Source organism: Myxococcaceae bacterium JPH2, assembly GCA_016458225.1.
GTDB lineage: Bacteria > Myxococcota > Myxococcia > Myxococcales > Myxococcaceae > Citreicoccus.
The window spans coordinates 135,409-158,175 of record JAEMGR010000006.1 but is presented as its reverse complement, the minus strand read 5'-3'; the positions used below and the strand labels follow the sequence as shown (position 1 = coordinate 158,175).

Below are 22,767 nucleotides of genomic sequence, written 5' to 3'. Positions count from 1 at the left end.
AGGCTCTTCCGGGCACTGAACAATCGCAGCATTCCCTTTGACCAACCCGCCTGCGGTCGTGTACGAACCGCGGTCCTGTCGAGAGCAGTGGAGGGACTTTGAGGATTTTCCTGGTGAGGCACGGCGATGCGGACGCAGAGATCCCCGAGGGTCTCGGCGACGAGGCGCGCGCGCTGACCGCGAAGTCCCGCGCCAACACCGCGCTGCATTTCGCGGCGCTGGCGGAGCGGATGGGGCCCATCGGGCTCATCCTCACCAGCCCGTTGGTGCGGGCGGTGCAGACGGCGCAGATCCTCTCCACCGCGACCCGCCACGAGGGCCTCCTGCGCGTGCACCGGTGCCTCCTGCCGGACATGCCGGTGGGCGCCGTGGAGCCCGTCATCCTCGAGCACGCGGATCAGAACATCGTGCTCGTGGGGCACCAGCCGTCCATGGGCGCGCTCGCCGCGCACCTCCTGGGGATGCAGTCGTTCCCCAAGCCGGTGAACCCGGGCACCGTCATCGCCATGGAGCGTCCGGAGACGCCCATCGATGACGACGCGATGCCGGCCATCAACGACAAGCAGGGCGAGAACGCGAACGCGGCCGCGCAGCAGCTCAAGTTCCTGTTCTACGCGGCCCCGGGTCAGCAAGTCCTCGACGTCATCCAGTGACGTCGCGAGCGCGGCCATGATGGACGAAGCCCGCTTCAATCAGCTCACCGCCGCCGTCTTCAAGCGCATCATCGCCGCGGCGGACACCTTGGATCCGGACGTGCTCGAAGCCGAGAGCACCGGGGACATGGTGACGCTGACCTCTCGCTCGCGTGAGAAGTGCATCATCAACACGCAGCGCGCGGTGCGGCAGCTCTGGGTCGCCGGGATGAGCCAGGGCATCCACTTCGACTACGACGAGGCCACCCGCACCTGGAAGGATGACAAGGGGCGCGGGCTGGAGCTGCTGTCCTTCGTCGCGGAAGCAGTGAAGTCCCTCACCGGGCAGGACCTCCCCTACCCCGCCTGAGCCACTCCCGTCGCGCCGGCGGTCGCTTCCACGCGGTCGCCTCCCGCGGCCTGCGCGCGCCGCAGCGCCTCGCCGGCCTCCTTGAGCATCCCGCCAAAGCTGACGCCCTGTCCCTGCGAGGGCGAGGCCTTGGTCATGGTGGGCTCGGACACCGCCACCCCCACGGACGCACTCACGCCCGGCAGCGAGCGCAGCGACTTCACCTTCGCGCGCAGCCGCTCGGCGACCACCAGTGCGCCCGTGCGAGGCGTGTGCGGGAGGAAGATGCCGAAGCGGCCATCCGCGAAGGGCACCGCCACGTCGATGTCGCGCACGCCCGCGATGAGCAGGCCCAGCACCTCGCCCAGCACCGCGGTGCGCTCCGCGAGCGGAAGCGCGGCCACGCGCGTGGAGAAGGCATCCAGTTCCACCACCAGCAACGCGATGGGATAGCGGTAGCGGCGGCTGCGCTTCACCTCCAGCAGCAGCAATCGCTTGAGGAACTCGAAGTCCGCGGACGCTGACGCTGCAGCCGCGGTCGGCAGCGGCGCGGCTGGCGCGGGGGCTGGCTTCCGGCGTGCCTCGACGAGCTTCGACAGCAACCTCACGCACCCGAGGAGATTGCCACGCTTGAGTGGCCCCACCAGGCACGCGTCCGCGCCCACGGAGGCGGCCCGCTCATCCGCGTGCTCCTCATCGGGCGGATACAGCAGGAGCACGGGCACATCCGAGCCCTGATCCCGCAGGCTGCGGCAGAGCGCCTCGCCGTCCCAGCCCCCCGTGGCCGAGGCCACGACGAGGGACGGAGGAGGCTGCGCCAACGCGTGGCGCAGCGCCTCCTCGAGGCTGGCCGCGGTGGTGACTTCCTGCGCGGCAACATCCAGGAAGCGCCGCAGCGCCCCCGCCACGGGAGCGGAAGGTTCGGCCAGGAGGACGGAGGCCATCAAACCGACATGATCTCCTTCTCCTTCGCGGCGACGATCTGATCGACCTGAGCGATGCCAGCGTCCGTCTGCTTCTGCACGCTCTCGGTGATGCGCTTGTGGTCGTCCTCGGTGATCTTCTTGTCCTTCAGCTGCGTCTTGAGGGACTCGTTCGCGTCGCGGCGGACGTTGCGGATGGCGACCTTGTGGTCCTCACCCTTCGTCTTCACCTGCTTGGCGATGTCCTTGCGGCGCTCCTCGGTGAGCGGCGGGAAGGGCAGGCGGATCATCTCCCCGTCGTTCATGGGGTTGATGCCCAGGTTCGCCTCGCGCAGGGCCTTCTCGATCTCCTTGAGGAGGTTCTTCTCCCACGGCTTGATGACGATGAGCCGGGGCTCGGGCGCGTTGACGCTGGCCACGCCGGACAGCGGCGTGGGGGTGCCGTAGTAGTCCACCCGGACGCCATCCAGGATGGCGGTGCTGGCCCGGCCCGTGCGCACCTTGGACAGCTCGCGGCGGAGGTCCTCCAGCGACTTGTCGATGCGGCCCTTCAGTTCGGCGACGACGTCTCCGTTCATTGCATTCTCCTCAGCACCGATTTGGGTTCAGGCCCAGGCCGTCTCGGCCGCGCCCACCACCGTACCAATCTCGCCATTGCCCAGCACCGCGCGCTGGATGTTTCCCCGCGTGGTGAGGTCGAACACGATGATGGGCAGCTTGTTGTCCATGCACAGCGAGATGGCGGTGGAATCCATCACGTTCAGATTCTGCCGGAGGACATCCATGTACGTCAGCGTCTTGTAGCGGCGCGCCGTCGGCTCCTTCTTCGGATCCGCGCTGTAGACGCCATCCACCTTGGTGGCCTTGAGGATGATCTGCGCGTTGATTTCCATCGCGCGCAGCGACGCGGCCGTGTCGGTGGTGAAGTAGGGGTTGCCCGTGCCCGCGGCGAAGATGACCACGCGGCCCTTCTCCAGGTGCCGCACCGCGCGCCGGCGGATGTAGGGCTCGGAGATCTGCTCCATCTTGATGGCGGACTGGACTCGCGTGTGCAGCCCCTGCTTCTCCAGGGCGTCCTGCATGGCCATGGAGTTGATGCAGGTGGCGAGCATGCCCATGTAGTCGGCGCTCGCGCGGTCCATGCCCTCCGTGGCGCCGGCCACGCCTCGGAAGATGTTGCCGCCGCCAATGACGACGGCCAGCTCCACTCCCGCTCGCGACAGTTCCGCGATCTCCTCCGCGATGCGAAGGAGCGTGGGCGGATGGATGCCGTACTTCCCCTCACCCATCAGGGCTTCACCCGAGAGCTTGAGGAGGACGCGCTTGTAGGGAAGGGTCGTGTCTGGCATGCGCGACCGCTTGTATCGCCCGGCCCGCGCCCAATCAACGATGGAGTCTCCCCCGCCACCCACATCGTTGGCTGTCTTGCGCCTGGGGTCCAGCAGCCCCCTGGAACAGCGAAGGCCGCGAGCCCCCGCTCCCTGAAAGGGAGCCGGCGCACGCGGCCCTCGGCACGACGACGGGTGAGACGGGCGCTTAGGCCTGGCCCAGCGTCTTGGCGACCTCGGCGGCCAGGTCGTCCTTCTTCTTCTCGATGCCCTCACCCACCTCGTAGCGGGTGAAGCGGCGCACGGAGACCTTCTCGCCAATCTTGGCCGCGCGCTCGGTGATCATGTCACCGACCTTCTTCTTGTCGTCCTTCACCCAGAGCTGATCCACCAGGCAGACGAGCTCGTAGTACTTCTCCATCTTGCCCACGAGGATCTTCTCCAGCATCGCCTCGGGCTTGCCCTGCTGCTTGAGCAGCTCGCGCTGGATCTCCTTCTCCTTCTCCATCGCGGCGGCGGGGACTTCCTCGCGGCGGACGTACTTGGGGTTGGCCGCGGCGATCTGCATCGCCACGTCCTTCACCAGGTCCTGGAAGTCGTCGTTGCGGGCAACGAAGTCCGTCTCACAGTTGACCTCCACGAGGACGCCGATGCGGCCACTGTGGATGTAGCTGCCAATGAGACCCTCGGCCGCCACGCGGCCTTCCTTGCCGGCGGCGCGGGAGATGCCCTTCTTGCGAAGCCACTCCTCCGCCTTGGTGAAGTCGCCGCCCGTCTCGGCGAGCGCCTTCTTGCAGTCCATCATGCCCGCGCCGGTCCGCTCGCGGAGCTCCTTCACCATCTGGGCGCTGACCTCGGCCATGTTCTTCTCCAGCCTCCGCGGTGCCACGACGCCATGCGCCATGCGCGGAGCAATCAGGTTCAAGACGACTGATACGGAACGAAAAATGGAGACGGCCAGGCAGCAGGCCCTCGCGGTTGCCGCCCGGCCGACTCCGGGAACTTCAGGTGGAGAGGGGGACGATTACTCGCCGCCCTGACCGCCCTCACCCTCGGTGGCCACGGGCTCGGCCGCAACCGGCGCGCCCTTCATCTCCACGAGCGGACCCCGGCGGTCGCCGCCACGGTCACCGCCGCGGCGATCGCGGTCACCACCCCGGCGCGGACCCCGACGGTCGTCGCGGTCGCGGCGGTCATCACGGCCCTCGCGCTCCTCCTGCTCGTCGCGCTCGGCGGCGCCAGAGGCGCGGTAGCGGGCGCCACCCTCGAGGCAGGCGTCGGCGATCTTCGAGGTGAAGAGCTTGATGGAGCGGATGGCGTCGTCGTTGCCCGGGATGACGAAGTCGATGCCGTCCGGGTCGCAGTTCGTGTCCACCAGGCCGATGACCGGGATACCCAGGCGGGTGGCCTCGTGGATGGCGATGTGCTCCTTCTTCGGGTCGATAACGAAGACGCAGCGGGGCAGCTTCGACATCTCCTTCACGCCGCCCAGGTTCTTCTCGAGCTTCTCGCGCTCACGGTCCAGCGCGGCGACCTCCTTCTTGGGGAGGCGCTCGAAGGTCCCGTCCTCGGCCATCTTCTCCAGGGTCTTCAGCCGGTCGATGCCCTGCTTGATGGTCTTGAAGTTGGTCAGCGTGCCACCCAGCCAACGGCTGGTGACGAAGAACTGACCGGCGCGCAGCGCCTCCTCGCGGATGACGTCCTGCGCCTGCTTCTTCGTCCCGACGAACAGCACCGAGCCACCGCGCGCCGTGATGTCCGCCACGAAGCGGAAGGCCGCCCGGGCCATCGTCACGGTCTTCTGCAGGTCGATGATGTAGATGCCGTTGCGGGCACCGAAGATGTACGGCTTCATCTTCGGGTTCCAGCGCTTCGTCTGGTGGCCGAAGTGAACGCCGGCCTCCAGGAGCTGCCGCATCGTGATGCCGCTCGCGGCGGCCATGGCCTGCGCCTGGGTCTGCGTATCCTGCGTCGTTTCCATGTGTCTACGCTCCGGTTGTTCCGCCACGCCCGAGTGAATCCGGCCGTCGCTCCGAGAAGGAGGCTCCACCCCGAAAGGTGGTGCCTCACCCGCGAGAGCACCGGTGGCCGGTACGTGCGTGTGTGAAGTAGGTACCGCTTGTTGGTCCTGGGGCTTGCGCCCCACCCCGATCCTCCAGGGCGCGGGGTCCTTAACAGAACCCTCACATGGGGCGCAAGCTTCGCAAGCCCCCACGTCCGGGCACGGACGCCCCACCCTGCCCGGCGGCTCCGCTTCCAGCCAAGTCCGCCATCTGGAAGACAACCGGCGCGGCCTCCACTCCCTGGAAGGAGGGCGACCGCGCCGGAAACTGCTTCACCACGAGTCCGCTAGACGCTGGCCTCGGCGGCGCCGTGGCACTTCTTGTACTTCCGGCCACTGCCGCAGGGGCAGGGGTCGTTGCGGCCCACGCGCGGCCCGTCGGCCTTGGCGGCGGCCGGGCGAGCAGCGGCAGCGACGCTCGCCTCGTCCAGACGGCCCTCGGCGTCGCCGCGGCCCTCCACGGCCTTCTTCTGCTGCTGGGCCAACTGCTTCTGGATGCGGGCAGCCTCCTCGGCCGCGCTCGACGCCGAGCGGGCCTGCACCCGCATCATCTGGCTGACGAACTGGGTCTTGATGGCCCCGAGCATCTGGATGAAGCCCTCGTAGCCTTCCTTCTTGTACTCCTGCTTCGGGTCCTTCTGGCCGTAGCCGCGCAGGCCGATGCCCTGGCGCAGGTGGTCCATGGCCAGCAGGTGGTCCTTCCAGAGCTGATCGATGGTGGCCAGGTAGCGGTACTGCAGGAAGCGCATGAAGTCCTCGCCGAACTCCTTCTCGCGCTCGACGAAGATCTTCTCGGCCGCCTGGTAGATCTGCTCCTGGAGTTCCTCGCGGTTGCCCGTGCCGCCGAATTCCATCTCCAGGTTGAAGGACTCCTTCACGGCGTTCTGGAGCGACACGACGTCCCAGCTGTCCGAGCTGCGCGTGGGCGCGTAGGTGTCCGTCAGTGAGACGATGACGTCCTCCACCGCGTCGAGCACCAACTCGCGGAAGTCCGCCCAGCTCACCGTGCGCTCCGAGCGCGACTTGACCCGCGTCTTGGGGTCCTCCTCGTACTCGACCAGCGGCATGCCCGCGCCCGCCGCGAGCACCTGACGCCGCAGCTTGTAGATGGTGCGGCGCTGCTGGTTCATCACGTCGTCGTACTCGAGCAGGTTCTTGCGGATGTCGAAGTTGTGGCCCTCGACCCGCTTCTGCGCGCTCTCGATGGCCCGCGACAGCCAGATGTGCTCGATGACCTCGCCCTCTTCCATGCCCAGGCGCTCCATGAGGCCCTGGATGCGCTCGGACCCGAAGATGCGCATCAGGTCGTCCTCGAGCGACAGGAAGAAGCGACTGGCGCCCGGATCACCCTGGCGACCCGCGCGGCCGCGCAGCTGGTTGTCGATGCGGCGCGACTCGTGGCGCTCGGTGCCGATGATGAACAAGCCACCGGCCGACATCACCTCGGCGCGCTCCGCCTTGGTCTGCTCCTCGAACTTCTGCTTCGTCTCCGCGAAGGTCTTCTCCCAGTCCGCCAGCGCCTGCTGGTAGCCGGTGAGGTCCAACGCCTGGCCCTCCACGGGCTGCGGCATCTCGGGGGGCGCGCCCATGGCGGCCTTCGCCATGATCTCGGCGTTGCCGCCCAGGAGGATGTCCGTTCCGCGGCCGGCCATGTTCGTGGAGATGGTCACCGCGCCCTTGCGGCCCGCCTGCGCCACGATGTCCGCCTCGCGCTGGTGCGCCTTGGCGTTGAGGACGTTGTGCGGCACGCCCCGCTTCTTGAGGAAGTTGGCCACCACCTCGCTCTTGGCGATGGACACCGTGCCCACGAGCACCGGCTGGCCCGCCTTGTGGAGCTCCTCGATCTGCTCGGCGACCGCCTCGAACTTCTCGCGCTCGGTCTTGTAGACCACGTCCTGCTGATCCTGCCGGACCAGGCCCCGGTTGGTCGGGATGACGCGCACGTCGAGGTTGTAGATTTTGGCGAACTCCTCGGCCTCCGTATCCGCGGTGCCCGTCATGCCGGACAGCTTGGAGTACATGCGGAAGTAGTTCTGGAACGAGACCGTGGCGAGCGTCTGGTTCTCGTTCTCGATCTTCACGCCCTCCTTGGCCTCGATGGCCTGGTGCAGACCGTCCGACCAGCGCCGGCCCGGCATGAGGCGGCCGGTGAACTCGTCGACGATCATCACCTCGCCGTCCTTCACCACGTAGTCCTTGTCGCGCTTGTAGAGCGTGTGCGCGCGCAGGGCCTGCTCCACGTGGTGGAGCGTCTCGATCTCACCGGGGTCGTACAGGTTGCCGACGCTCAGGCGCTTCTGGAGCTTCTCGATGCCGTCGTCCGTGAGCGCCACCGCGCGGTGCTTCTCATCCAGGGTGTAGTCCTGGTCCGGGACGAGGCCGGGGATGACCTGATCCACCCGGTAGTACTTGTCCGTGCTGTCCTCAGTGGGGCCCGAGATGATGAGCGGCGTGCGGGCCTCGTCGATGAGGATGGAGTCCACCTCGTCCACGATGGCGTAGTTCAGCTCGCGCTGGACGTAGTCCTGCAAGCGGAACTTCATGTTGTCGCGCAGGTAGTCGAAGCCGAACTCGTTGTTCTGCCCGTAGGTGATGTCCGCGCGGTACGACTCTTGGCGCTGCTTGTCGTTCAGCTCGTGCAGCACGCAGCCCGTCGTCATGCCCAGGAAGCGGTAGACGCGGCCCATCCACTCGGCGTCGCGGCGGGCGAGGTAGTCGTTGACCGTCACGACGTGCACGCCGCGGCCCGACAGCGCGTTGAGGTAGCTGGGCAGCGTGGCGGTGAGCGTCTTGCCTTCACCGGTGCGCATTTCCGCGATGCAGCCCTCGTGCAGGAACATGCCGCCGATGAGCTGAACGTCGTAGTGGCGCTGGCCGATGACGCGCCGGGCAGCCTCGCGCGTGAGCGCGAACGCCTCGAACATCGTGTCGTCCAGGGAGCGGCCGTTCTGGATTTCCTGCTTCATCCGGGCCGTCTCGCGAGGGAAGTCCTCGTCCGAAAGGGCCTTCATCCGGCTCTCGAGCTCGTTGACCCGGATGACCTTCGCCCGGGCCTTCTTGAGCTCGCGCTCATTCTTGGTACCGATGAGCTTCTTCAGCGTCCATTCAATCATGCGTTCGACTCTCTCACCGGTGAATCCACGGAGGACGGCGGCGAGTGAAGGGAAGTCCCAGGAGATGTAAGGGAGAACCGGATGTAAACCATCAGAACCACGGGCGTCCCCCAAAAACTCCACTCGGCTGGCCGCCCAGTACGCGGCGGCACAGAGTAAAGCGGAACCGAGCGCACGCAATGTCCCCTCACAGAAATCAACGCCGCCGGTCGGACCGGCCATCTGCCCCCCGCCCCTCTCGAGGCCCCGCTGGCCGACCTCCGGCCGCCCGAGCCCCAGTCCCCCCGCCCGCAGCCCCCTCCATCCCACCTCGGGCGCGGATGCCCGCCATGCCCCCACACCTCCTGGCGCCTCGCCCGGGCCGGTGGCTGTGGACGTGCCGAGCAGGCTTCGAGGCGCATCTCTACGAGGAGCTGGCCTGGGCCGGCGTGCAGCCCCGGCTGCTGGGCGAGGCCCTGGTGGAGAGCGACGGCGCCCCCGGGTTGAAGCCCGCGTTCGCGCGCGCGGGGCACCGGGTGGTGACCCCGCTGCTGGAGGGGACTCCCGAGGCCGTGGCGCAAGCGGCGGCGCGGGCCGTGGCCGCGCTGTCCACCCGAGGGCCGTGGGTGGTGCAGGCCTTCACGCCGGACACCCCTCGGGGCAACACCCAGGCGGCCCGGGCGGAGGCCTTGGAGGCGGCCGTGCGGGCGCAGCTCCCAGCGGATCGGCTACTGGATGACGAGCAGCGCGCGCGGGAGGCGGGCGCCCTGCTGGTGGGGCTTTGCGTGGCACCCGAGGGCGTCGTGGTGGGCGCCGTGGCCGCGAGCGAGGCGCTGTCGCTGGCTCCGGGCGGACGGCGGCGAATGAAGCGCGCGGGGGAGTCTCCGTCTCGCGCGGCAATGAAGCTGGAGGAGGCTCTGGATGGGCTGGCCTTCGAGCCCGGCCGAGGCGACGTCTGCGTGGACCTGGGCGCCGCGCCCGGCGGGTGGACGCAGCGGCTCGTTTCCCGAGGCGCGCGCGTGGTGGCGGTGGATCCGGCGAAGCTCATGCCGGAGCTGACCTCGCACCCGCGCGTGCGGCACATGCAGGAGAGCGCCTTCGCCTACGCCCCGGAGGAGCCGGTGGACTGGCTCTTCTGCGACATGGCGTGGCGTCCCCTGGAGGTGGCTCAGCTCTTGGCCAAGTGGGGGCGCCGCGGGTGGGCGCACCATCTGGTGGCCAACATCAAGCTGCCCATGAAGGACAAGAACCCCCTGCTGATGCGCGTGCGCCACACGCTCGCGGGGGAGGGCGGCTGGGAGGGCATCTTGGTCCGGCAGCTCTACCACGACCGCGACGAGGTGACCGTCACCGCGCACCGCATGCGCTGAGCCCCTGCGCTTCGACTCCCGCCGCGATAGAGAGGCCCCACGATGCCCTACCCGCTCGACGACGCCAGCGCCACGGCGCTCATCTCCCTCTTCCCCCGCTCCGTGCGGCCCGGCCGTCCCCAAGAGTCGGTGCAGGCCGCGGCCGCGGAGCTCATCACCGCCGAGCAACAGCGGCGGGGTCAGCCGGATCCGCGCACGGGCGCCTTCCATGTGCTCGCGCTCACCCAGGGCGCGCTCCTCAAGGAGGAGTTCGACCTGTCCACCCACGCCCACCATGATGGGTGGCGCGTGGGCGCGGTCATCGCCGATGTCCGAGAGCTGATCCGCTTCAACGCGAAGTTCGGCTTCCCCGCCGGCGACGCGCTGCTCGCGGCCACCGCGCGCTCACTCGCGGCGCAGTACCCGGGAGCCAAGGTGGTCCGCGTCCAGCCAGATGCCTTCGCGGCCCTCCTCGTCCCCACCTCACAGCTCACGGTGGACGCGTCCATGGGGGCGACCACGCGCGAGCGCCTCATCCAGGACGCGCGCAAGGCCCTGCCCGAAGGGGCCTCCGCCGAGGACGCGCCGGACTACACCGTGGCGCTCCTGGAGCTGACCGTGGATCAGCCCTCGCACTGGCAGGTGCTGGGGCCGCTGCTCTGGGGCGAGTTGGAGCGGGCCTACGTCATGGAGCGCTCGGGGCGAGCCCAGGGGCTCCAGCACCGGCGCATCCACTTGGACGCCTTCATCCCGCCCGCGTAAGGCCCGAGGGACGGGGGCCCGGCGCGCGACTCCCGCGCGCCCGGGATGCCACAGGAGGACTACTCCTCCAGGATGAACTTGCGCGGGTTCTGCGGGATGCCGTTCACGCGGACTTCGTAGTGCAGGTGGGGACCCGTGGAGCGGCCCGTGTTGCCCACCGCCGCGATCAGCGCGCCGCGCTTCACGCGGTCGCCGGCCTTCACCATCAGCTTGGACAGGTGGCCGTAGCGCGTCTTGATGCCATAGCCGTGGTCGATGACGATGACGTTGCCATACCCGCCCTCGAGGCCCGCGAACACCACCGTGCCATCCGACGGCGCGTGCACTTCCTTGCCGTGCTCCGCCGCGATGTCGAGGCCCGCGTGCATCACGCGATCCGCCGTGTACGGATCCAACCGCTGACCGAAGTCACTGGTCACCCAACCCCGCGCGGGCCAGACGGACGGAGTGGAGGCCAGCATCGACTTCTGGTCCTGGAAGTAGGCCTGCAGCTCCTGGAGGCTCTGCTCCTGCCGCGTGGCCTCCGCGCTCAACCGGTCCAACCGCCCCATCATCGCCTTGGGCGTTTCGGTGGTGGTGAGCTGCGTGAACTGCGTGTCCGTGGCCTGCGCCGTGCCCGCCTCGGGCTCGGTGGGGCCCATGGCCAGATTGCGCTGAGGGTCTGACAGGAGCGTGACGGCGCGCAGCTTCTGGTCGAACCGCTCCACCCGGTCCAGCGTGGAGCCGATGTGCTCGATGCGCTCCCGCACGGACTTCAGCTGGGAGCGGAGCGTGAGGTTCTCATCCCGGAGGATGCGGTTCTCGGACGCGTCCGCCGCCACCTGGAAGTAGTGGATGCTTCCCGCGACTCCCAGGCCCACCACCAGCATCACGCCCATGGCCACCTGCGTGAGCCAGGAGCGCTGGATGGTGTAGCGCTTCACCGGAGCGTCGTGATCCGGGATCACCATCAGGGTGAAGGACTTTTTCGCCACGGACAGCTCCCTGTGAGTCTCTACTCCGCGTGGGACATCAGCCGCGAGAAGCTATGTCGCTCTCCTCGCGCGCAACACCTCCCCCCACCGCACCACCCCGAGCGCTTCGTCGCCCCATCGGCATTTTGCCGATGGTGGAAACGTTTGGGCAGCTACCATCCGTGTTCCGAGAGTGTCAAGGTCAACAGACCCGGGGGAGGTCCCCAGGGACATGTGACTGACGGAGTTTCACGCCGCCACGCGCACGACGATGACGGTGATGTTGTCGTCTCCGCCGCGCTCGTTGGCCAACTCGATGAGGCGCTTGGGGGCGTCATCCAACGAGGCGGACTGCGCGACGACCTCGTGAATCTCCCTGTCCTCCAACATGTTCGCCAACCCGTCGGAGCACAGCAGGAAGACGTCGCCGGGCTCGGACACCAGGCCCATGACGTCCACCTGCACCTCCTCCTCGAATCCGACGGAGCGGGTGATGATGTTCTTGTACCGGGAGTGCTTCGCCTCCTCGGGGGTAATCATCCCAGCCTTGATCTGCTCATTGACCAGCGAGTGGTCCTCGCTGATCTGCTGGATGAGGTCCCCACGGACGAGGTAGGCGCGACTGTCGCCCACGTGCGCGAAGAAGGCGTGGCCGTCACGGACCACCAAGGAGATGACGGTGGTGCCCATGCCGGACAGCCGCGCGTCCTCCTGAGCCGTCGTGAAGATGGCCAGACACGCCTTCTCCACGGCGGTGCGCAGCGACTCGGGGATGGGCGAGTCCTGGAGGTTGGGGACCGTGATGAACGGGTTGTCCTTGCTCTCTCTGGCGCGCCGCAGCTCTTTGTCGATGGTCTCGACGGCGATGCGCGACGCGGTGCCACCACCCGCGTGCCCACCCATGCCGTCCGCCACGACGTAGAGCTGAAGCTCATCGTCAATGAGGAAGCTGTCCTCGTTGTGCGTGCGCTTGCGCCCGACGTCCGTCAGGCCTGCGGAGATCACTTTATGATGGGGGGCCGCGGTCTGCCCTGCGGTGCTGGACACACCCGGGATGCTATGTGAGCCATCCTAATGGGGCAAGGACGCGAAACAGCTTGCGGGCCCCTGAACGACTTTTTCTGGAAGTCCGTTCATACCCCCCTCCCAGGTCAGGCGGTCCGACGCAGACGTCCCCGAGGTCCTCCCTCGGGTCCTGTCTCGCGTCGCGCGCGCGGAGGCAGGGCGCGATGCGCCGAGCGGACCAGGGCCTCGGCGGCGCCCATCGCCTCGCGCGTCACCTCCATGCCCGACATCATCCGCGCCAGCTCCCGCGTGCGCTCGGCCCCCGCCGCCAGCGGGACGACCTCGGACACGGTGCGCTCGCCCTTGAGCCCCTTGCGGATGAGCAGGTGCGCGTCCGCGTAGGCCGCCACCTGGGGCAAGTGGGTGATGCAGAGCACCTGCCGGTGAGAGCCCACCTCGCGAATCATCCGGCCCACCACGTCCGCGATGGCGCCGCTCACGCCCGCATCCGCCTCGTCCAGGACGTAGCAGCCGCACCCGTCGCTGTCCGCCAGCGCCCGCTTGAGGGCCAGGAGCAGACGGCTCGCCTCACCGCCCGACGCCACCCGAGCCAAGGGCCGCGGCGGCTCCCCTGGGTTGGCGCTGAAGAAGAACTCCACGTCGTCCATGCCGTCCGGACGGAGCGCCGTCCCGGGCGTCACCCGCACCTCGAAGGCGGCCTTGCCCATGGCCAGTCCACCCAGCCCGTCGCGCACCTGGGCGGAGAAGCGCACCGCGCTCGCCGCGCGGGCCTTGGACAGCAACACCGCGGCCTTGCGCGCCCGGTCCTCCACCCGACGCCGCTCGTCCGACAGCTCCTCCAGGACCTCCGAGCGATTCTCCAGCGTGCCCAGCTCCGCCTCCAGCTCGCTCCGCTTCTTGAGCACGCCGTCCAGGGCCACGCCGTGCTTGCGGCACAGCCGCTTGAGCGCGTCCAGCCGCTCCTCCACGTCCGCCAGCCGCGATGGATCCGACTCCAGGCCTCCGCTGTAGCGGTTGAGGCGGCGCTGCGCCTCCTCCAACTCCGACAGCGCCGTGCTCAGCGACTGGGCCACCGGAGCGAGCGCGGCGTCGCACTTCACCGCCTCGTGCACCAGCCCCAGCGCGCGCCCCACCGTCTCCACGGCCGAGTGCTCCTCGCCGGACACCAACAACTCCGCCTCGGCCGACAGCCGCTTGAGCTTCTCCGCGCCTCCCAGTCGGCGGCGCTCGGCGTCCAGGGCCACGTCCTCGCCGGCCTCCGGCTCCAACCGGGTGATTTCATCGAGTTGGAAGCGCAGGAACTCCACGCGCTCGCGCACCTTGGCCTCGTCCCCGCCGAGCGCTTCCATGCGCGCATCCACCTCGCGCAGGTTCGCGTGCTCCAGCAGGTACGCCGCGAGCGGCTCCTCCAGCTTGCCGTAGCGATCCAAGAGGACGCGGTGCAGCCCCGCGTCGAAGAGGCTGACGTGCTCGTGCTGCCCGGCGATGTCCACCATTCCCCGGGTGAGCTTCGCCAACATGCCCACGGTCACCAGGCCACCGTTGACGTAGCACTTGCCCCGGCCCGAGCGCCCGAGGACGCGGCGGACCAGCACCTCTTCTCCGAGGTCTGGCATCCCCAGTTCCTCCAGGCGCGCGGCCAACGCGGGCGTGCGGGCGAAGACGCCCTCCACCGCCGCGTCCTCACACCCGGCCCGGATGACGTCCGCATCCGCGCGGCCCCCGAGCAGCAGGCCCAGTGCATCCACGAGGATGGACTTGCCCGCCCCTGTCTCACCCGTGAGGACAGTGAGGCCGGCTCCGAACGCCACCTCCACCTCCTCGATCACCGCCACGTTCGAAATGCGAAGCCCCAGCAGCACGAGCGCCCTCCGTGGTCCAAAACGACGGCCCTGGCACTGAACACCCTAACAGGTCCCTCTGACACTGCACAGGCGTTCGGGTGTGGGGCTGGACGGGAAGGCGGGGGGGAGGTCGGGCTCCGTCGAGAGCCCGACCCTCCTTGCGCCTACTTGCTTACACTTCGGTGAACAGTTCCTGGATGTCCTGCTCGGTGAGGCTGCGGCCGGCTTCGTCTCCGTCCCCGCCGAGTACCCCCGCCGCCAGGTCGCGCTTGCGACGCTGGAGGCTGAGGATCTTCTCCTCCACGGTGCCGCGGGTAATCAGCTTGTAGCTGATGACGGCGCGCGTCTGACCGATGCGGTGGGTACGGTCCGTGGCCTGGTCCTCGACGGCGGGGTTCCACCACGGGTCGAAGTGGATGACGTAGTCGGCGGCCGTGAGGTTGAGGCCGGTGCCGCCCGCCTTGAGGCTGATGAAGAACAGGGGCGGTCCGTCCGGCCGGTTGTACTCGTCCACCTTGCCCATGCGGTCCTTGGTGCGACCGTCCAGGTAGAGGTAGCGCAGGCCGCGCTTGTCCGCCTCGCCCTTCAACAGCTCCAGCATCTCCGTGAACTGGCTGAAGACGAGCGCGCGATGGCCCTCGGCCACCAGGTCCTCCACCAGTTGGAGGAAGCGCTCCAGCTTCGCGCTCGACGGCATCAGCGTGCCGGGGGGCAGCTTCAGCAGGCGCGGATCACAGCACACCTGCCGCAGCCGCATCAGCGCGGCGAGGATGGAGACGCGGCTGCGCTTGAAGCCCACCTTCTCGATGGACTCGTTCACCTTGCGGCGGCTCTCCTCCAGCACCTCGCGGTAGAGCGCGGCCTGGCCCGGCTCCATCTCGCACCACGCGACGCTCTCCGTCTTGGGCGGCAGGTCCTTGGCCACCTCCGTCTTCAGACGGCGCAGGATGAAGGGCTGGATGCGGCGGCGCAGCCGGTCCTTCACGCCCGGATCGTTGGCCACCTGGATGGGCTGCTCGTACCGGTCGCTGAAGCCCTCCGCGCTGCCGAGGAAGCCCGGCATGAGGAAGTCGAAGATGCTCCACAGCTCCGACAGCCGGTTCTCCAGCGGCGTACCCGTGAGGGCCAGACGCGTCTCGCTGGGCAGCGCCTTGCAGGCCTGCGCGGTGGCGCTGTCCGCGTTCTTGATGTTCTGGGCCTCGTCCAGGACGACGTAGCGGAAGCCCACCTGGGAGAGCTGCTCCAGGTCGCGGCGCACCAGGGCGTAGGAGGTGAGGACCAGGTCCATGCCCTTGAGGTCCTCGGCGCGCTCCTTGCGGTCCTGCCCGTGCCACACCATGCACTTGAGGCCTGGTGTGAAGCGCTCCGCCTCGCGCTCCCAGTTGGCGAGCACGCTGGTGGGCGCGACCACGAGCGACGGCTTCTTGCCCTCCTCGTTGGACACCTTCTGCATGAGGCTGAGCGACTGGACCGTCTTACCCAGACCCATGTCGTCCGCGAGGATGCCGGACAGGCCGTGGCGACGCAGGAACCAGAGCCAGGACAGGCCAGACTCCTGATAGTGGCGCAGCGTGGCGTTGAGTCCCTCGGGCACCCCGACCTTGGGCACGCCCGCCGACTCGCGCAGCGCGAGCATGGCCTGACGGGCCTTGACCTCGACCTCGGTGAACTCGCCCAGGTCGGCCAGCAGGTCCAACGCGACGGCCTGATGCAGCGGCAGCCGCGTGCGGGTGCGGCCCGGCATGGCGCCCGCCTCCTCCAGGATGTCGGCCACGCGCTTGATTTCCGCGACGTCCGCCTCCGCGAAGGAGCCGTCCTTCAGGGGCACGAAGCGCCGGCCCGAGTCGAGCCACATGCGCACCGCGCCCAGGTCCACCGCCTGGTCGTCCGTGACGAACTCGGCATCCAGGTCGAACCACTGCACGCCGCTCATGCCCACGCGGATGCGCGGCTTGAGCTTGGGGCGCAGACGCACCTTGGGCGCCTGCACGCCGAAGCGCTCCCAGTCCTCGGGGAGCCCGGCCAGACCTCGCGCCCAGAACTCCAGCGCGATGTCACCGGTCGCCTCGAAGGCGTGACCCGGCACGTCGTAGCGCAGCCCCATGTCCAAGAGCAGCTTGCCGGCGGCGCGCTCCAGGTCCTCCCGGCGACGGTAGAGCTTGCGGCTCTCGGCGCCCACGCCGCTGGCGTAGCCCAGATGCGTGGCCGTGGGAGACACCGCCACCGTCGTCTGGCCATAGCGCGCGGCGAGCTGCACGCGGGCGCGCTCGGCGGCGCCCTCCAGCGTCAGCACGAAGTGAGGCTCCACCCCTTCGTCCACGTCGATGTCGTCCGCCTTCAGCGACATCCGGAAGCGCGGCAGGTGCGCGGCGAAGAACGTCAGCACCCGGTCCAGCTGCGCGGCCGGGAACGCCATGGTGGGCTCCAAGAGCCACTTGCGCAGCAGGCGCGGCGGGAAGTCCGGCTCCACCGGGTGCAGGTTCTGCCCCTGGACCACCCACGTGCGGCGACCCGCCAGCAGGATGACGTCCTTCAGGGGAAGGCTCGTCGCGTCCGGGAAGAGCAGCTCGATGCGCGCGGTGGCGCCATCCGGACGGGACTCCAGATGGATTTGAGGCCGCACCGGCGTGTCCATGAAGAGGAGCGCCGTGCCGCGGTAGATGACCCGCCGCTCCTTCAGGAGGTCCAGCACCTCGACCAGGTCCTCGTCGGACAAGACGATGCGCGAGTCGTAGCGGTGCTCGTGCCGCGACAGCGCCATGAAGATGCGCTCGTCCGCGGGCGCGATGCGCGAGCCGGCCTGCAGCAAGCGCTTCACATGGACCGGGCCCTTGGCCTGGGCGTCCTGACGGCGCACGTCCAGCACCCAGTGCCGGCCGTTGGACACTCCCGTCCCCGAGTTGGCGGGCGCGAGGCGGTACAGGAACTCGTAGTCCGGCAGGGACGACAGCCCCAGCCAGCTCTCGACTTTCGCGAGCGCTGGCAGCGTCACCGGATCCATCCCGGGTGGCAGGGCGGCGGGGTCTTCGCCCTCGGCCTCCATCACCTCCTCGGGCTCGGGGGACGGCTCCGGCTCGGGGGGCGGCGGGGGCGCGGGAGCGCGCGGGGCCGGCGGTGGGGGCGGACGGAATCGCGCGGCGTAGATCAACGCCACGGCGACGACGTGCTCGCAGTGAGGCCCGGAGGTGTTCCACACAGGGCAAGTGCAGGTGGACGTGGCTTTACCGTCCCCCACGTTCAAGATGACTTCGTAGCGCTCGCCGGTGGTGCCGGCGACTTGGGCGCGAATGCGATCGCCCTCGCGCTGCAGGCCGAAGACGCGGCGAGACTCCGCCACCTCACGGCCTTTCTTGAAGGTGATGGGCAGGCACTCGGCCTTGAGGGCGCGAAGCCAGATCCCGTCCTGCGGGGAGAGAGCGTCTCGGATGTCGGCGGTGGTTTGCACGGCTGGCAAGGCCCCAGACTCCTTGGCCGGGGGAACCGCCTCGCTTACCACAGCGATGGCGGCCCCGCGCGCTGGAAAAAACGATGCGTCGGCCAGCAGATGCGGTCCGCCGACTCGAAGCTGTGAGACCATCAACGCACGCCATGTCCCGGTCCCGTCCCCGCTTCGTTCGCCACCGCGCGCTCCCGCCCCGGGCCCTCCTGCTGGCCCGCGGACCGGCGCTCGCCGGGCCTCTCGGCCAAGGACGCACTCTCAGTGCGAATCCGCGCCGCGTGGCGAACGTCTCCTGGGGCGGGCGGGCGGACAGGCGCCCGCTTCATTTCGCGACTCCGGAGCTTCATCCATGAACGCCACCGCCGACCTGACGCTCGTCTCCGACTTGAAGGCCATCCTTCGCGACGTGCCGGACTTCCCCAAGCCGGGCATCACCTTCAAGGACATCACGCCCATGCTGGCGGACCCTCGCCTGTTCGGCCGGGTCATCCATGCGATGTGCGCGCCCTTCCGAGGCCAGCGCATCACCAAGGTGGTGGGCGTGGAGGCGCGCGGCTTCCTGCTGGGCGCCCCGATGGCGCTCGCGCTCGACGCGGGCTTCGTGCCCGCGCGCAAGCCCGGCAAGCTGCCCCACCGCTCCATCGTCGAGCGCTACTCGCTGGAGTACGGCGCGGACGGCGTGGAGATGCACGAGGACGCCATCCTCCAGGGCGAGCGCATCCTCGTGGTGGATGACGTGCTGGCCACCGGAGGCACCGCCGAGGCGACCGCGAGACTCGTCTCGCGGCTGGGCGGAGAGCTGGTGGGCTTCAGCTTCCTCATCACGCTCGACTTCCTGGAGGGGCCGCGCCGCCTGGGCATGGAGAAGGTGAAGACGCTGCTGTCCTTCTAGCCGTCCGCGCGCCGCGCCGTCCGCTCGCGCATGCCTGCCGGACGGCGCGTCCCCAGATGAATCGGGACGACCTTGCGCGAGGGGAACGGTCATGCCCGAGGTGCTCTCCAGCGGCGGTGCACGCCTGCGCTTCGATGACGTAGGACACGGCGAGCCCGCCCTGCTCCTCCTCCCTGCCTGGTGCACCACCCGGGCGGTCTTCCAGCCCCTCGTCCCGCTCGCCTCCGCGCACCGCCGCCTGCTCTGCATGGACCTGCGCGGGCACGGTGACTCCGAGCAGGTGGTCCCCGACTTCGACAACGGCACCGTCCTCGAGGACCTGCGCGTGCTGCTCGACGCGAGCGGCGCCCAGCAGGTGGTGCCCGTGGCGCTGTCGCATGCGGGCTGGTGGGCCCTGGAGCTGCGCAGACGACTGGGGCCGGAGCGCATCCCCAAGCTGGTGCTGCTCGACTGGCTCGTCACGACCCCTCCCGCGCGCTTCCACTCCGCGCTACGCGAGCTGATGACCGACCGATGGACCGCCGCGCGCGAAGGGCTGTTCCGCCTGTGGACCGAGGGCGTCGAGCGCCCCGAGGTCCTCCGCTACGTGCGCGACGTCATGGGCGCGTTCGGAGAAGAGATGTGGGCCCGCGCCGCGCGGGAGATTGGCGCCGCCTACGCGCAGGAGACCTCTCCCCTGCGCATGCTGGCCACGTTGGGTCCAGACGTGGAGGCCCTGCACCTGTACGCGCAGCCCGATGACGCCGACTACCTCACGGCCCAGGTCGCCTTCGGCGCCGAGCACCCCGGCTTCCACGTCCTGAAGCTGCCCGCGCGCAGCCACTTCCCCACGCTCGAAGTGCCCGAGTTGGTGGACGCGGGCATCCAGGCGCTCATCACCGCCCGCCAGACGCCCCTGAGCATCGGCGTGCCGCCCCACTGACCGCCGCGTCCCGAGCCCACGTTGACGGCCCGGCGGGCCTCGTTTATAAGTTGGTCACACAACCAATAAACGAGACCTCATGCCTCGCCCGACCAACACCGAGGAGCGCCGACAGCAAATCGTCACCGGACTGCTGCGCGTGATGGCGGAGCGCGGCTACGAGCGGGCCTCGGTGAACGAAATCGCGAAGGCGGCGGGGCTCAGCGCGGGCCTGGTGCACTATCACTTCAAGGACAAGCAGGAGATCCTCCTGACGCTGGTGGCACAGCTCGCGGAGACGGCTCGCGCACGCGTGGCACGGCGGCTCGCGAAGGCACGGCCCGGGGATGAGCGCGCGCGGGTGGAGGCCTTCATCGAGGGCTTCCTCGCGACGGGCGCGGACGCGGATCCCGCGGCGGTGGCGGGCTGGGTGACCATCAGCGCGGAGGCCATCCGCCAGCCCGAGGTGCGCGCGGTCTACGAGGACGTGGTGCGAGCGGACCTCGCGCAGTTGGAGTCCCTGGTCGCCGCAATCACCGGGAAGCGACGCGCGCGCGCGGTGGCGGCGGGGTTGTTCGCCGCGGTGCAGGGCTACTTCGTGCTGGCCGCGAGCGCACCGGACCTGGTGCCCGCGGGCTCCGCGGCGGGGACCGTGAAGCGAATGGCGGCGGGGCTGCTCGACGCCGCGACCGAGAAGGAGGACGCATGAAGACGCCCGCGAAGTTGGGGCTGCTCTCCAGCCTCTATCTGTCCCAAGGACTGCCGTACGGATTCTTCACCCAGGCCCTGCCCGTGCTGCTGCGCAAGCAGGGGCTGTCGCTGCCGGAGATTGGGCTGACGCACCTGCTCGCGCTGCCGTGGGCGCTCAAGTTCCTCTACTCGCCCCTCTTCGACCGATACGGCTCGACGCGGATGGGGCGGCGGCGGGGCTACATCCTGCCGCTGCAACTGCTGACGGTGGGTGTGATGCTCGCGCTCGGGCTTCCCGAGGGCGGCGTGAGCATGCGGTGGATTCTCGCGGCGGTGCTCGGCACCAACCTGTTGGCCGCCACACAGGACGTGGCCACGGACGGGCTCGCGGTGGAGCTGCTCACGCCCGCGGAGCGCGGCTGGGGTAATGGCATCCAGGTCGCGGGCTACCGACTCGGCATGATTGTGGGCGGCGGCGCGATGCTCCTCGTGTTCGACGCGGCGGGGTGGCGCGCGCCGTTCCTGGGGATGGGTGCGCTGTTGCTCGCGGCCACGGTGCCCATCGCGCTGTTCCGTGAGCCGCCTTCCGAGCCGCCGCCACGCGCCGCGCCGGGCCTGCGCTGGTGGCTGAAGCGTCCGGGAGCCGCCGCATGGGTGGCGCTGCTCGTGCTCTACAAGGCGGGCGAGTCGCTGGCCACGGGCATGCTCCGCACGTTCCTGGTGGACTCGGGACTGTCGCTCTCGGACATCGGGTGGATGCTCGGTGGCGTGGGGTTCTCCGCGGGACTGCTCGGGGCACTGGGCGGTGGCGCGCTCGTGGCGCGGCTGGGACGTCGGCGCGCGCTGCTCCTCTTCGGCACGACCCAGGCCGTCGCCGTCGGGCTCTACGCGGCGGTGGCGTGGCGTGGCGCGCCCCTTCCGCTGCTCACCGCCGCGTGTGGACTGGAGCATCTGGCCAGCGGCATGGCCACCGCCGCGCTCTTCACCGCGATGATGGACGTGTGCCGGCCCGACCACGCCGCCACCGACTACACCGTGCAGGCCTCGCTCGTGGTGGTGGCCACGGGCGGCGCGGCGGCGCTGAGTGGCTTCGGTGCGCAGGCGCTCGGCTATCCGCTGCACTTCATGCTCTCCGCCGGGCTGTGCGCCTTGGCCGCGGCCTATGTGGCCGTCGCCTTCCCCGCGGACTTGGACTCGGAACCCGCTGCGCTCACCGAGGTCTCGTCATGACCATCGCCCTGTACGCCGGAAGCTTCGACCCCGTCACCGCCGGGCACCTGTCCGTCATCCGTCAGGCGGTGCGGCTCTTCGCGCATGTCGTCGTCGTGGTGGCCGTCAATCCGGCCAAGCACACGCTGCTCTCTGCCGAGGAGCGTGTGGCGCTGGTGCGCGAGGCCGTCACGCTGCACCCCAACGTCAGCGTGATGCACACCGAGGGACTCATCGTGGATCTCGCCCGAGCCATGGGCGCCACGGTGCTGTTGCGCGGCGTGCGCGGCGCCACCGATGCGCAGTTCGAGACGGAGCTGGCCCAGCACAACCGCGCGCTCGCCCCCGAGCTGTCCACCCTCTTCCTCCCCGCCGAGGCGCACCTGGCCGAGGTCAGCAGCAGCGCGCTCAAGGCCCGGCTCGCGCGCGGCGAGGATGTCTCCCCCCACTGCCCACCCGCCGTCCTCGCGAAGCTGCGCGAGCGACTGGCCGCGACCGCTCCGAGCACACCATGAGCCTCTCCTTCATTCCCCTGGGCGTCGGCGATGCCTTCTCCGCGCTGCACTACTCGTCCTGCCTCGCGGTGGAAGCAGAGGGACAGGTGCTGCTGGTGGACTGTCCGCACCCCATCCGCAAGATGATGCGCGAGGCCTCGCTCTCCACGGGCATGCCGCTGGACGCGGATCGCGTCAGCGCCGTGGCCCTCACGCACCTGCACGCGGACCACTCCTCGGGCCTGGAGAGCCTGGGCTACTTCTCCTTCTTCGTCCTGAAGCGGAAGCTGGAGCTGCTCGCGCACCCGAGCATCACCCGACGACTCTGGGAGGGACACCTCGCGGCGGGCATGGAGTGCCTCATCGAGGAGCGCGGCGCGAGCCCCAACGCGAAGCACTTCGAGGACTACTTCTCCCCTACCCCGCTGAGTGTGGAGCACGCGGTGCAACACGGGCCCTTCCGCCTCGAGTGCCGCTTCACCTACCACCACGTCCCCACCACGGCGTTCCGCATCCACGCGGGAGGCCGGTGCCTGGGCTACAGCGCCGACACCGCCTTCGACGAAGGGCTCATCCAGTGGCTCGCCGAGGCGGACCTCGTGGTGCACGAGACGAACTACGGCGTCCACACGCCCTACGAGAAGCTCGCGGCGCTGCCCGCGGACTTGCGCGCGCGCATGCGACTCATCCACTACCCCGACACGTTCGACCTCGCCGCGAGCAACATCGAACCCCTCGAGCAGGGTCGCCGATACACCGTCTGACCCACAGGGCGGGAGCCGCTGCATCGCGTCATCCTTGCGATGAGTCCGCGCCCGCCCC

The 22,767-nt window shown here is 69.3% G+C and carries 20 protein-coding genes; 10 read left to right on the top strand and 10 right to left on the bottom strand.

Annotated features, from left to right (window positions below; genetic code table 11):
- Positions 1-98 precede the first annotated feature (98 nt).
- Positions 99-653: a histidine phosphatase family protein gene (locus JGU66_13305; protein MBJ6761746.1), complete on the top strand. Its 555-nt coding sequence runs from the start codon at positions 99-101 to the stop codon at positions 651-653.
- A gap of 16 nt (positions 654-669) precedes the next feature.
- Positions 670-1,002: an iron donor protein CyaY gene (cyaY, locus tag JGU66_13300; GenBank protein ID MBJ6761745.1), complete on the top strand. Its 333-nt coding sequence runs from the start codon at positions 670-672 to the stop codon at positions 1,000-1,002.
- On the opposite strand, the gene JGU66_13295 is transcribed toward cyaY, so the two are convergent.
- The 6 genes from JGU66_13295 to secA all read right to left on the bottom strand — a co-directional run bounded on the left by JGU66_13295 (position 990) and on the right by secA (position 8,407).
- Positions 990-1,925 (bottom strand): diguanylate cyclase, encoded by a 936-nt coding sequence (locus JGU66_13295; GenBank protein MBJ6761744.1) that lies wholly within the window; start codon positions 1,923-1,925, stop codon positions 990-992. The two genes, cyaY and JGU66_13295, sit on opposite strands and share 13 nt — an antisense overlap.
- Positions 1,925-2,482: a ribosome recycling factor gene (gene frr / locus JGU66_13290; GenBank protein ID MBJ6761743.1), complete on the bottom strand. Its 558-nt coding sequence runs from the start codon at positions 2,480-2,482 to the stop codon at positions 1,925-1,927. The genes JGU66_13295 and frr overlap by 1 nt, the downstream gene beginning before the upstream one ends.
- Before the next feature lie 27 nt (positions 2,483-2,509).
- Positions 2,510-3,253 carry a UMP kinase gene (locus tag JGU66_13285; protein MBJ6761742.1) on the bottom strand — a complete coding sequence of 248 codons (744 nt, stop codon included), beginning with the start codon at positions 3,251-3,253 and terminating at the stop codon, positions 2,510-2,512.
- A gap of 187 nt (positions 3,254-3,440) precedes the next feature.
- Positions 3,441-4,094, bottom strand: coding sequence for a translation elongation factor Ts (gene tsf, locus JGU66_13280; GenBank protein MBJ6761741.1), 654 nt, complete (start codon positions 4,092-4,094; stop codon positions 3,441-3,443).
- Positions 4,095-4,256: 162 nt separating this feature from the next.
- Positions 4,257-5,213 (bottom strand): 30S ribosomal protein S2, encoded by a 957-nt coding sequence (rpsB, locus tag JGU66_13275; GenBank protein MBJ6761740.1) that lies wholly within the window; start codon positions 5,211-5,213, stop codon positions 4,257-4,259.
- Positions 5,214-5,581: 368 nt separating this feature from the next.
- Entirely contained in the window at positions 5,582-8,407 is a 2,826-nt protein-coding gene (secA, locus tag JGU66_13270; protein MBJ6761739.1) for a preprotein translocase subunit SecA, read from the bottom strand.
- Between the two features lie 329 nt (positions 8,408-8,736).
- Here secA and rlmM point away from each other — a divergent pair, with 329 nt between their 5' ends.
- Together rlmM and JGU66_13260 are read left to right on the top strand one after the other, a co-directional pair.
- On the top strand, positions 8,737-9,756 hold the full coding sequence (gene rlmM, locus JGU66_13265) for a 23S rRNA (cytidine(2498)-2'-O)-methyltransferase RlmM (protein ID MBJ6761738.1): 1,020 nt from the start codon (positions 8,737-8,739) through the stop codon (positions 9,754-9,756).
- 42 nt (positions 9,757-9,798) lie between these two features.
- Positions 9,799-10,497, top strand: coding sequence for a GGDEF domain-containing protein (locus JGU66_13260; protein MBJ6761737.1), 699 nt, complete (start codon positions 9,799-9,801; stop codon positions 10,495-10,497).
- 59 nt (positions 10,498-10,556) lie between these two features.
- On the opposite strand, the gene JGU66_13255 is transcribed toward JGU66_13260, so the two are convergent.
- From JGU66_13255 to JGU66_13240, 4 genes are all read right to left on the bottom strand, one after another.
- A complete protein-coding gene (locus JGU66_13255; GenBank protein ID MBJ6761736.1) occupies positions 10,557-11,471 on the bottom strand; it encodes a M23 family metallopeptidase in 915 nt (304 codons plus the stop codon).
- Positions 11,472-11,699: 228 nt separating this feature from the next.
- Positions 11,700-12,497 (bottom strand): Stp1/IreP family PP2C-type Ser/Thr phosphatase, encoded by a 798-nt coding sequence (locus JGU66_13250; protein MBJ6761735.1) that lies wholly within the window; start codon positions 12,495-12,497, stop codon positions 11,700-11,702.
- Between the two features lie 104 nt (positions 12,498-12,601).
- Positions 12,602-14,338, bottom strand: a complete 1,737-nt coding sequence (recN, locus tag JGU66_13245; protein MBJ6761734.1) for a DNA repair protein RecN — start codon at positions 14,336-14,338, stop codon at positions 12,602-12,604.
- A gap of 154 nt (positions 14,339-14,492) precedes the next feature.
- Positions 14,493-17,765 carry a DEAD/DEAH box helicase family protein gene (locus tag JGU66_13240; protein ID MBJ6761733.1) on the bottom strand — a complete coding sequence of 1,091 codons (3,273 nt, stop codon included), beginning with the start codon at positions 17,763-17,765 and terminating at the stop codon, positions 14,493-14,495.
- Between the two features lie 343 nt (positions 17,766-18,108).
- Between JGU66_13240 and JGU66_13235 the strand changes: the two genes are divergently transcribed.
- The 6 genes from JGU66_13235 to JGU66_13210 all read left to right on the top strand — a co-directional run bounded on the left by JGU66_13235 (position 18,109) and on the right by JGU66_13210 (position 22,709).
- The gene (locus tag JGU66_13235) at positions 18,109-18,651 is read left to right on the top strand and encodes an adenine phosphoribosyltransferase (protein MBJ6761732.1); all 543 of its coding nucleotides are present in this window, start codon (positions 18,109-18,111) and stop codon (positions 18,649-18,651) included.
- A 91-nt stretch (positions 18,652-18,742) separates the two neighbouring features.
- Positions 18,743-19,573 (top strand): alpha/beta hydrolase, encoded by an 831-nt coding sequence (locus JGU66_13230; GenBank protein ID MBJ6761731.1) that lies wholly within the window; start codon positions 18,743-18,745, stop codon positions 19,571-19,573.
- Between the two features lie 79 nt (positions 19,574-19,652).
- Entirely contained in the window at positions 19,653-20,261 is a 609-nt protein-coding gene (locus JGU66_13225; protein ID MBJ6761730.1) for a TetR family transcriptional regulator, read from the top strand.
- The gene (locus JGU66_13220) at positions 20,258-21,472 is read left to right on the top strand and encodes an MFS transporter (GenBank protein ID MBJ6761729.1); all 1,215 of its coding nucleotides are present in this window, start codon (positions 20,258-20,260) and stop codon (positions 21,470-21,472) included. Before JGU66_13225 ends, JGU66_13220 begins: the two co-directional genes overlap by 4 nt.
- The gene (gene coaD / locus JGU66_13215; protein ID MBJ6761728.1) at positions 21,469-21,966 is read left to right on the top strand and encodes a pantetheine-phosphate adenylyltransferase; all 498 of its coding nucleotides are present in this window, start codon (positions 21,469-21,471) and stop codon (positions 21,964-21,966) included. Before JGU66_13220 ends, coaD begins: the two co-directional genes overlap by 4 nt.
- Positions 21,963-22,709 carry a ribonuclease Z gene (locus JGU66_13210; protein ID MBJ6761727.1) on the top strand — a complete coding sequence of 249 codons (747 nt, stop codon included), beginning with the start codon at positions 21,963-21,965 and terminating at the stop codon, positions 22,707-22,709. Before coaD ends, JGU66_13210 begins: the two co-directional genes overlap by 4 nt.
- Positions 22,710-22,767: the final 58 nt, after the last annotated feature.

Coding starts and splice junctions, on each gene's coding strand:
- cyaY (MBJ6761745.1), top strand. CDS start 670: ATGATGGACGAAGCCCGCTTCAATCAGCTCACCGCCGCCGTCTTCAAG.
- JGU66_13295 (MBJ6761744.1), bottom strand. CDS start 1,925: ATGGCCTCCGTCCTCCTGGCCGAACCTTCCGCTCCCGTGGCGGGGGCG.
- frr (MBJ6761743.1), bottom strand. CDS start 2,482: ATGAACGGAGACGTCGTCGCCGAACTGAAGGGCCGCATCGACAAGTCG.
- JGU66_13285 (MBJ6761742.1), bottom strand. CDS start 3,253: ATGCCAGACACGACCCTTCCCTACAAGCGCGTCCTCCTCAAGCTCTCG.
- tsf (MBJ6761741.1), bottom strand. CDS start 4,094: ATGGCCGAGGTCAGCGCCCAGATGGTGAAGGAGCTCCGCGAGCGGACC.
- rpsB (MBJ6761740.1), bottom strand. CDS start 5,213: ATGGAAACGACGCAGGATACGCAGACCCAGGCGCAGGCCATGGCCGCC.
- secA (MBJ6761739.1), bottom strand. CDS start 8,407: ATGATTGAATGGACGCTGAAGAAGCTCATCGGTACCAAGAATGAGCGC.
- rlmM (MBJ6761738.1), top strand. CDS start 8,737: ATGCCCCCACACCTCCTGGCGCCTCGCCCGGGCCGGTGGCTGTGGACG.
- JGU66_13260 (MBJ6761737.1), top strand. CDS start 9,799: ATGCCCTACCCGCTCGACGACGCCAGCGCCACGGCGCTCATCTCCCTC.
- JGU66_13235 (MBJ6761732.1), top strand. CDS start 18,109: ATGAACGCCACCGCCGACCTGACGCTCGTCTCCGACTTGAAGGCCATC.
- JGU66_13230 (MBJ6761731.1), top strand. CDS start 18,743: ATGCCCGAGGTGCTCTCCAGCGGCGGTGCACGCCTGCGCTTCGATGAC.
- JGU66_13225 (MBJ6761730.1), top strand. CDS start 19,653: ATGCCTCGCCCGACCAACACCGAGGAGCGCCGACAGCAAATCGTCACC.
- JGU66_13220 (MBJ6761729.1), top strand. CDS start 20,258: ATGAAGACGCCCGCGAAGTTGGGGCTGCTCTCCAGCCTCTATCTGTCC.
- coaD (MBJ6761728.1), top strand. CDS start 21,469: ATGACCATCGCCCTGTACGCCGGAAGCTTCGACCCCGTCACCGCCGGG.
- JGU66_13210 (MBJ6761727.1), top strand. CDS start 21,963: ATGAGCCTCTCCTTCATTCCCCTGGGCGTCGGCGATGCCTTCTCCGCG.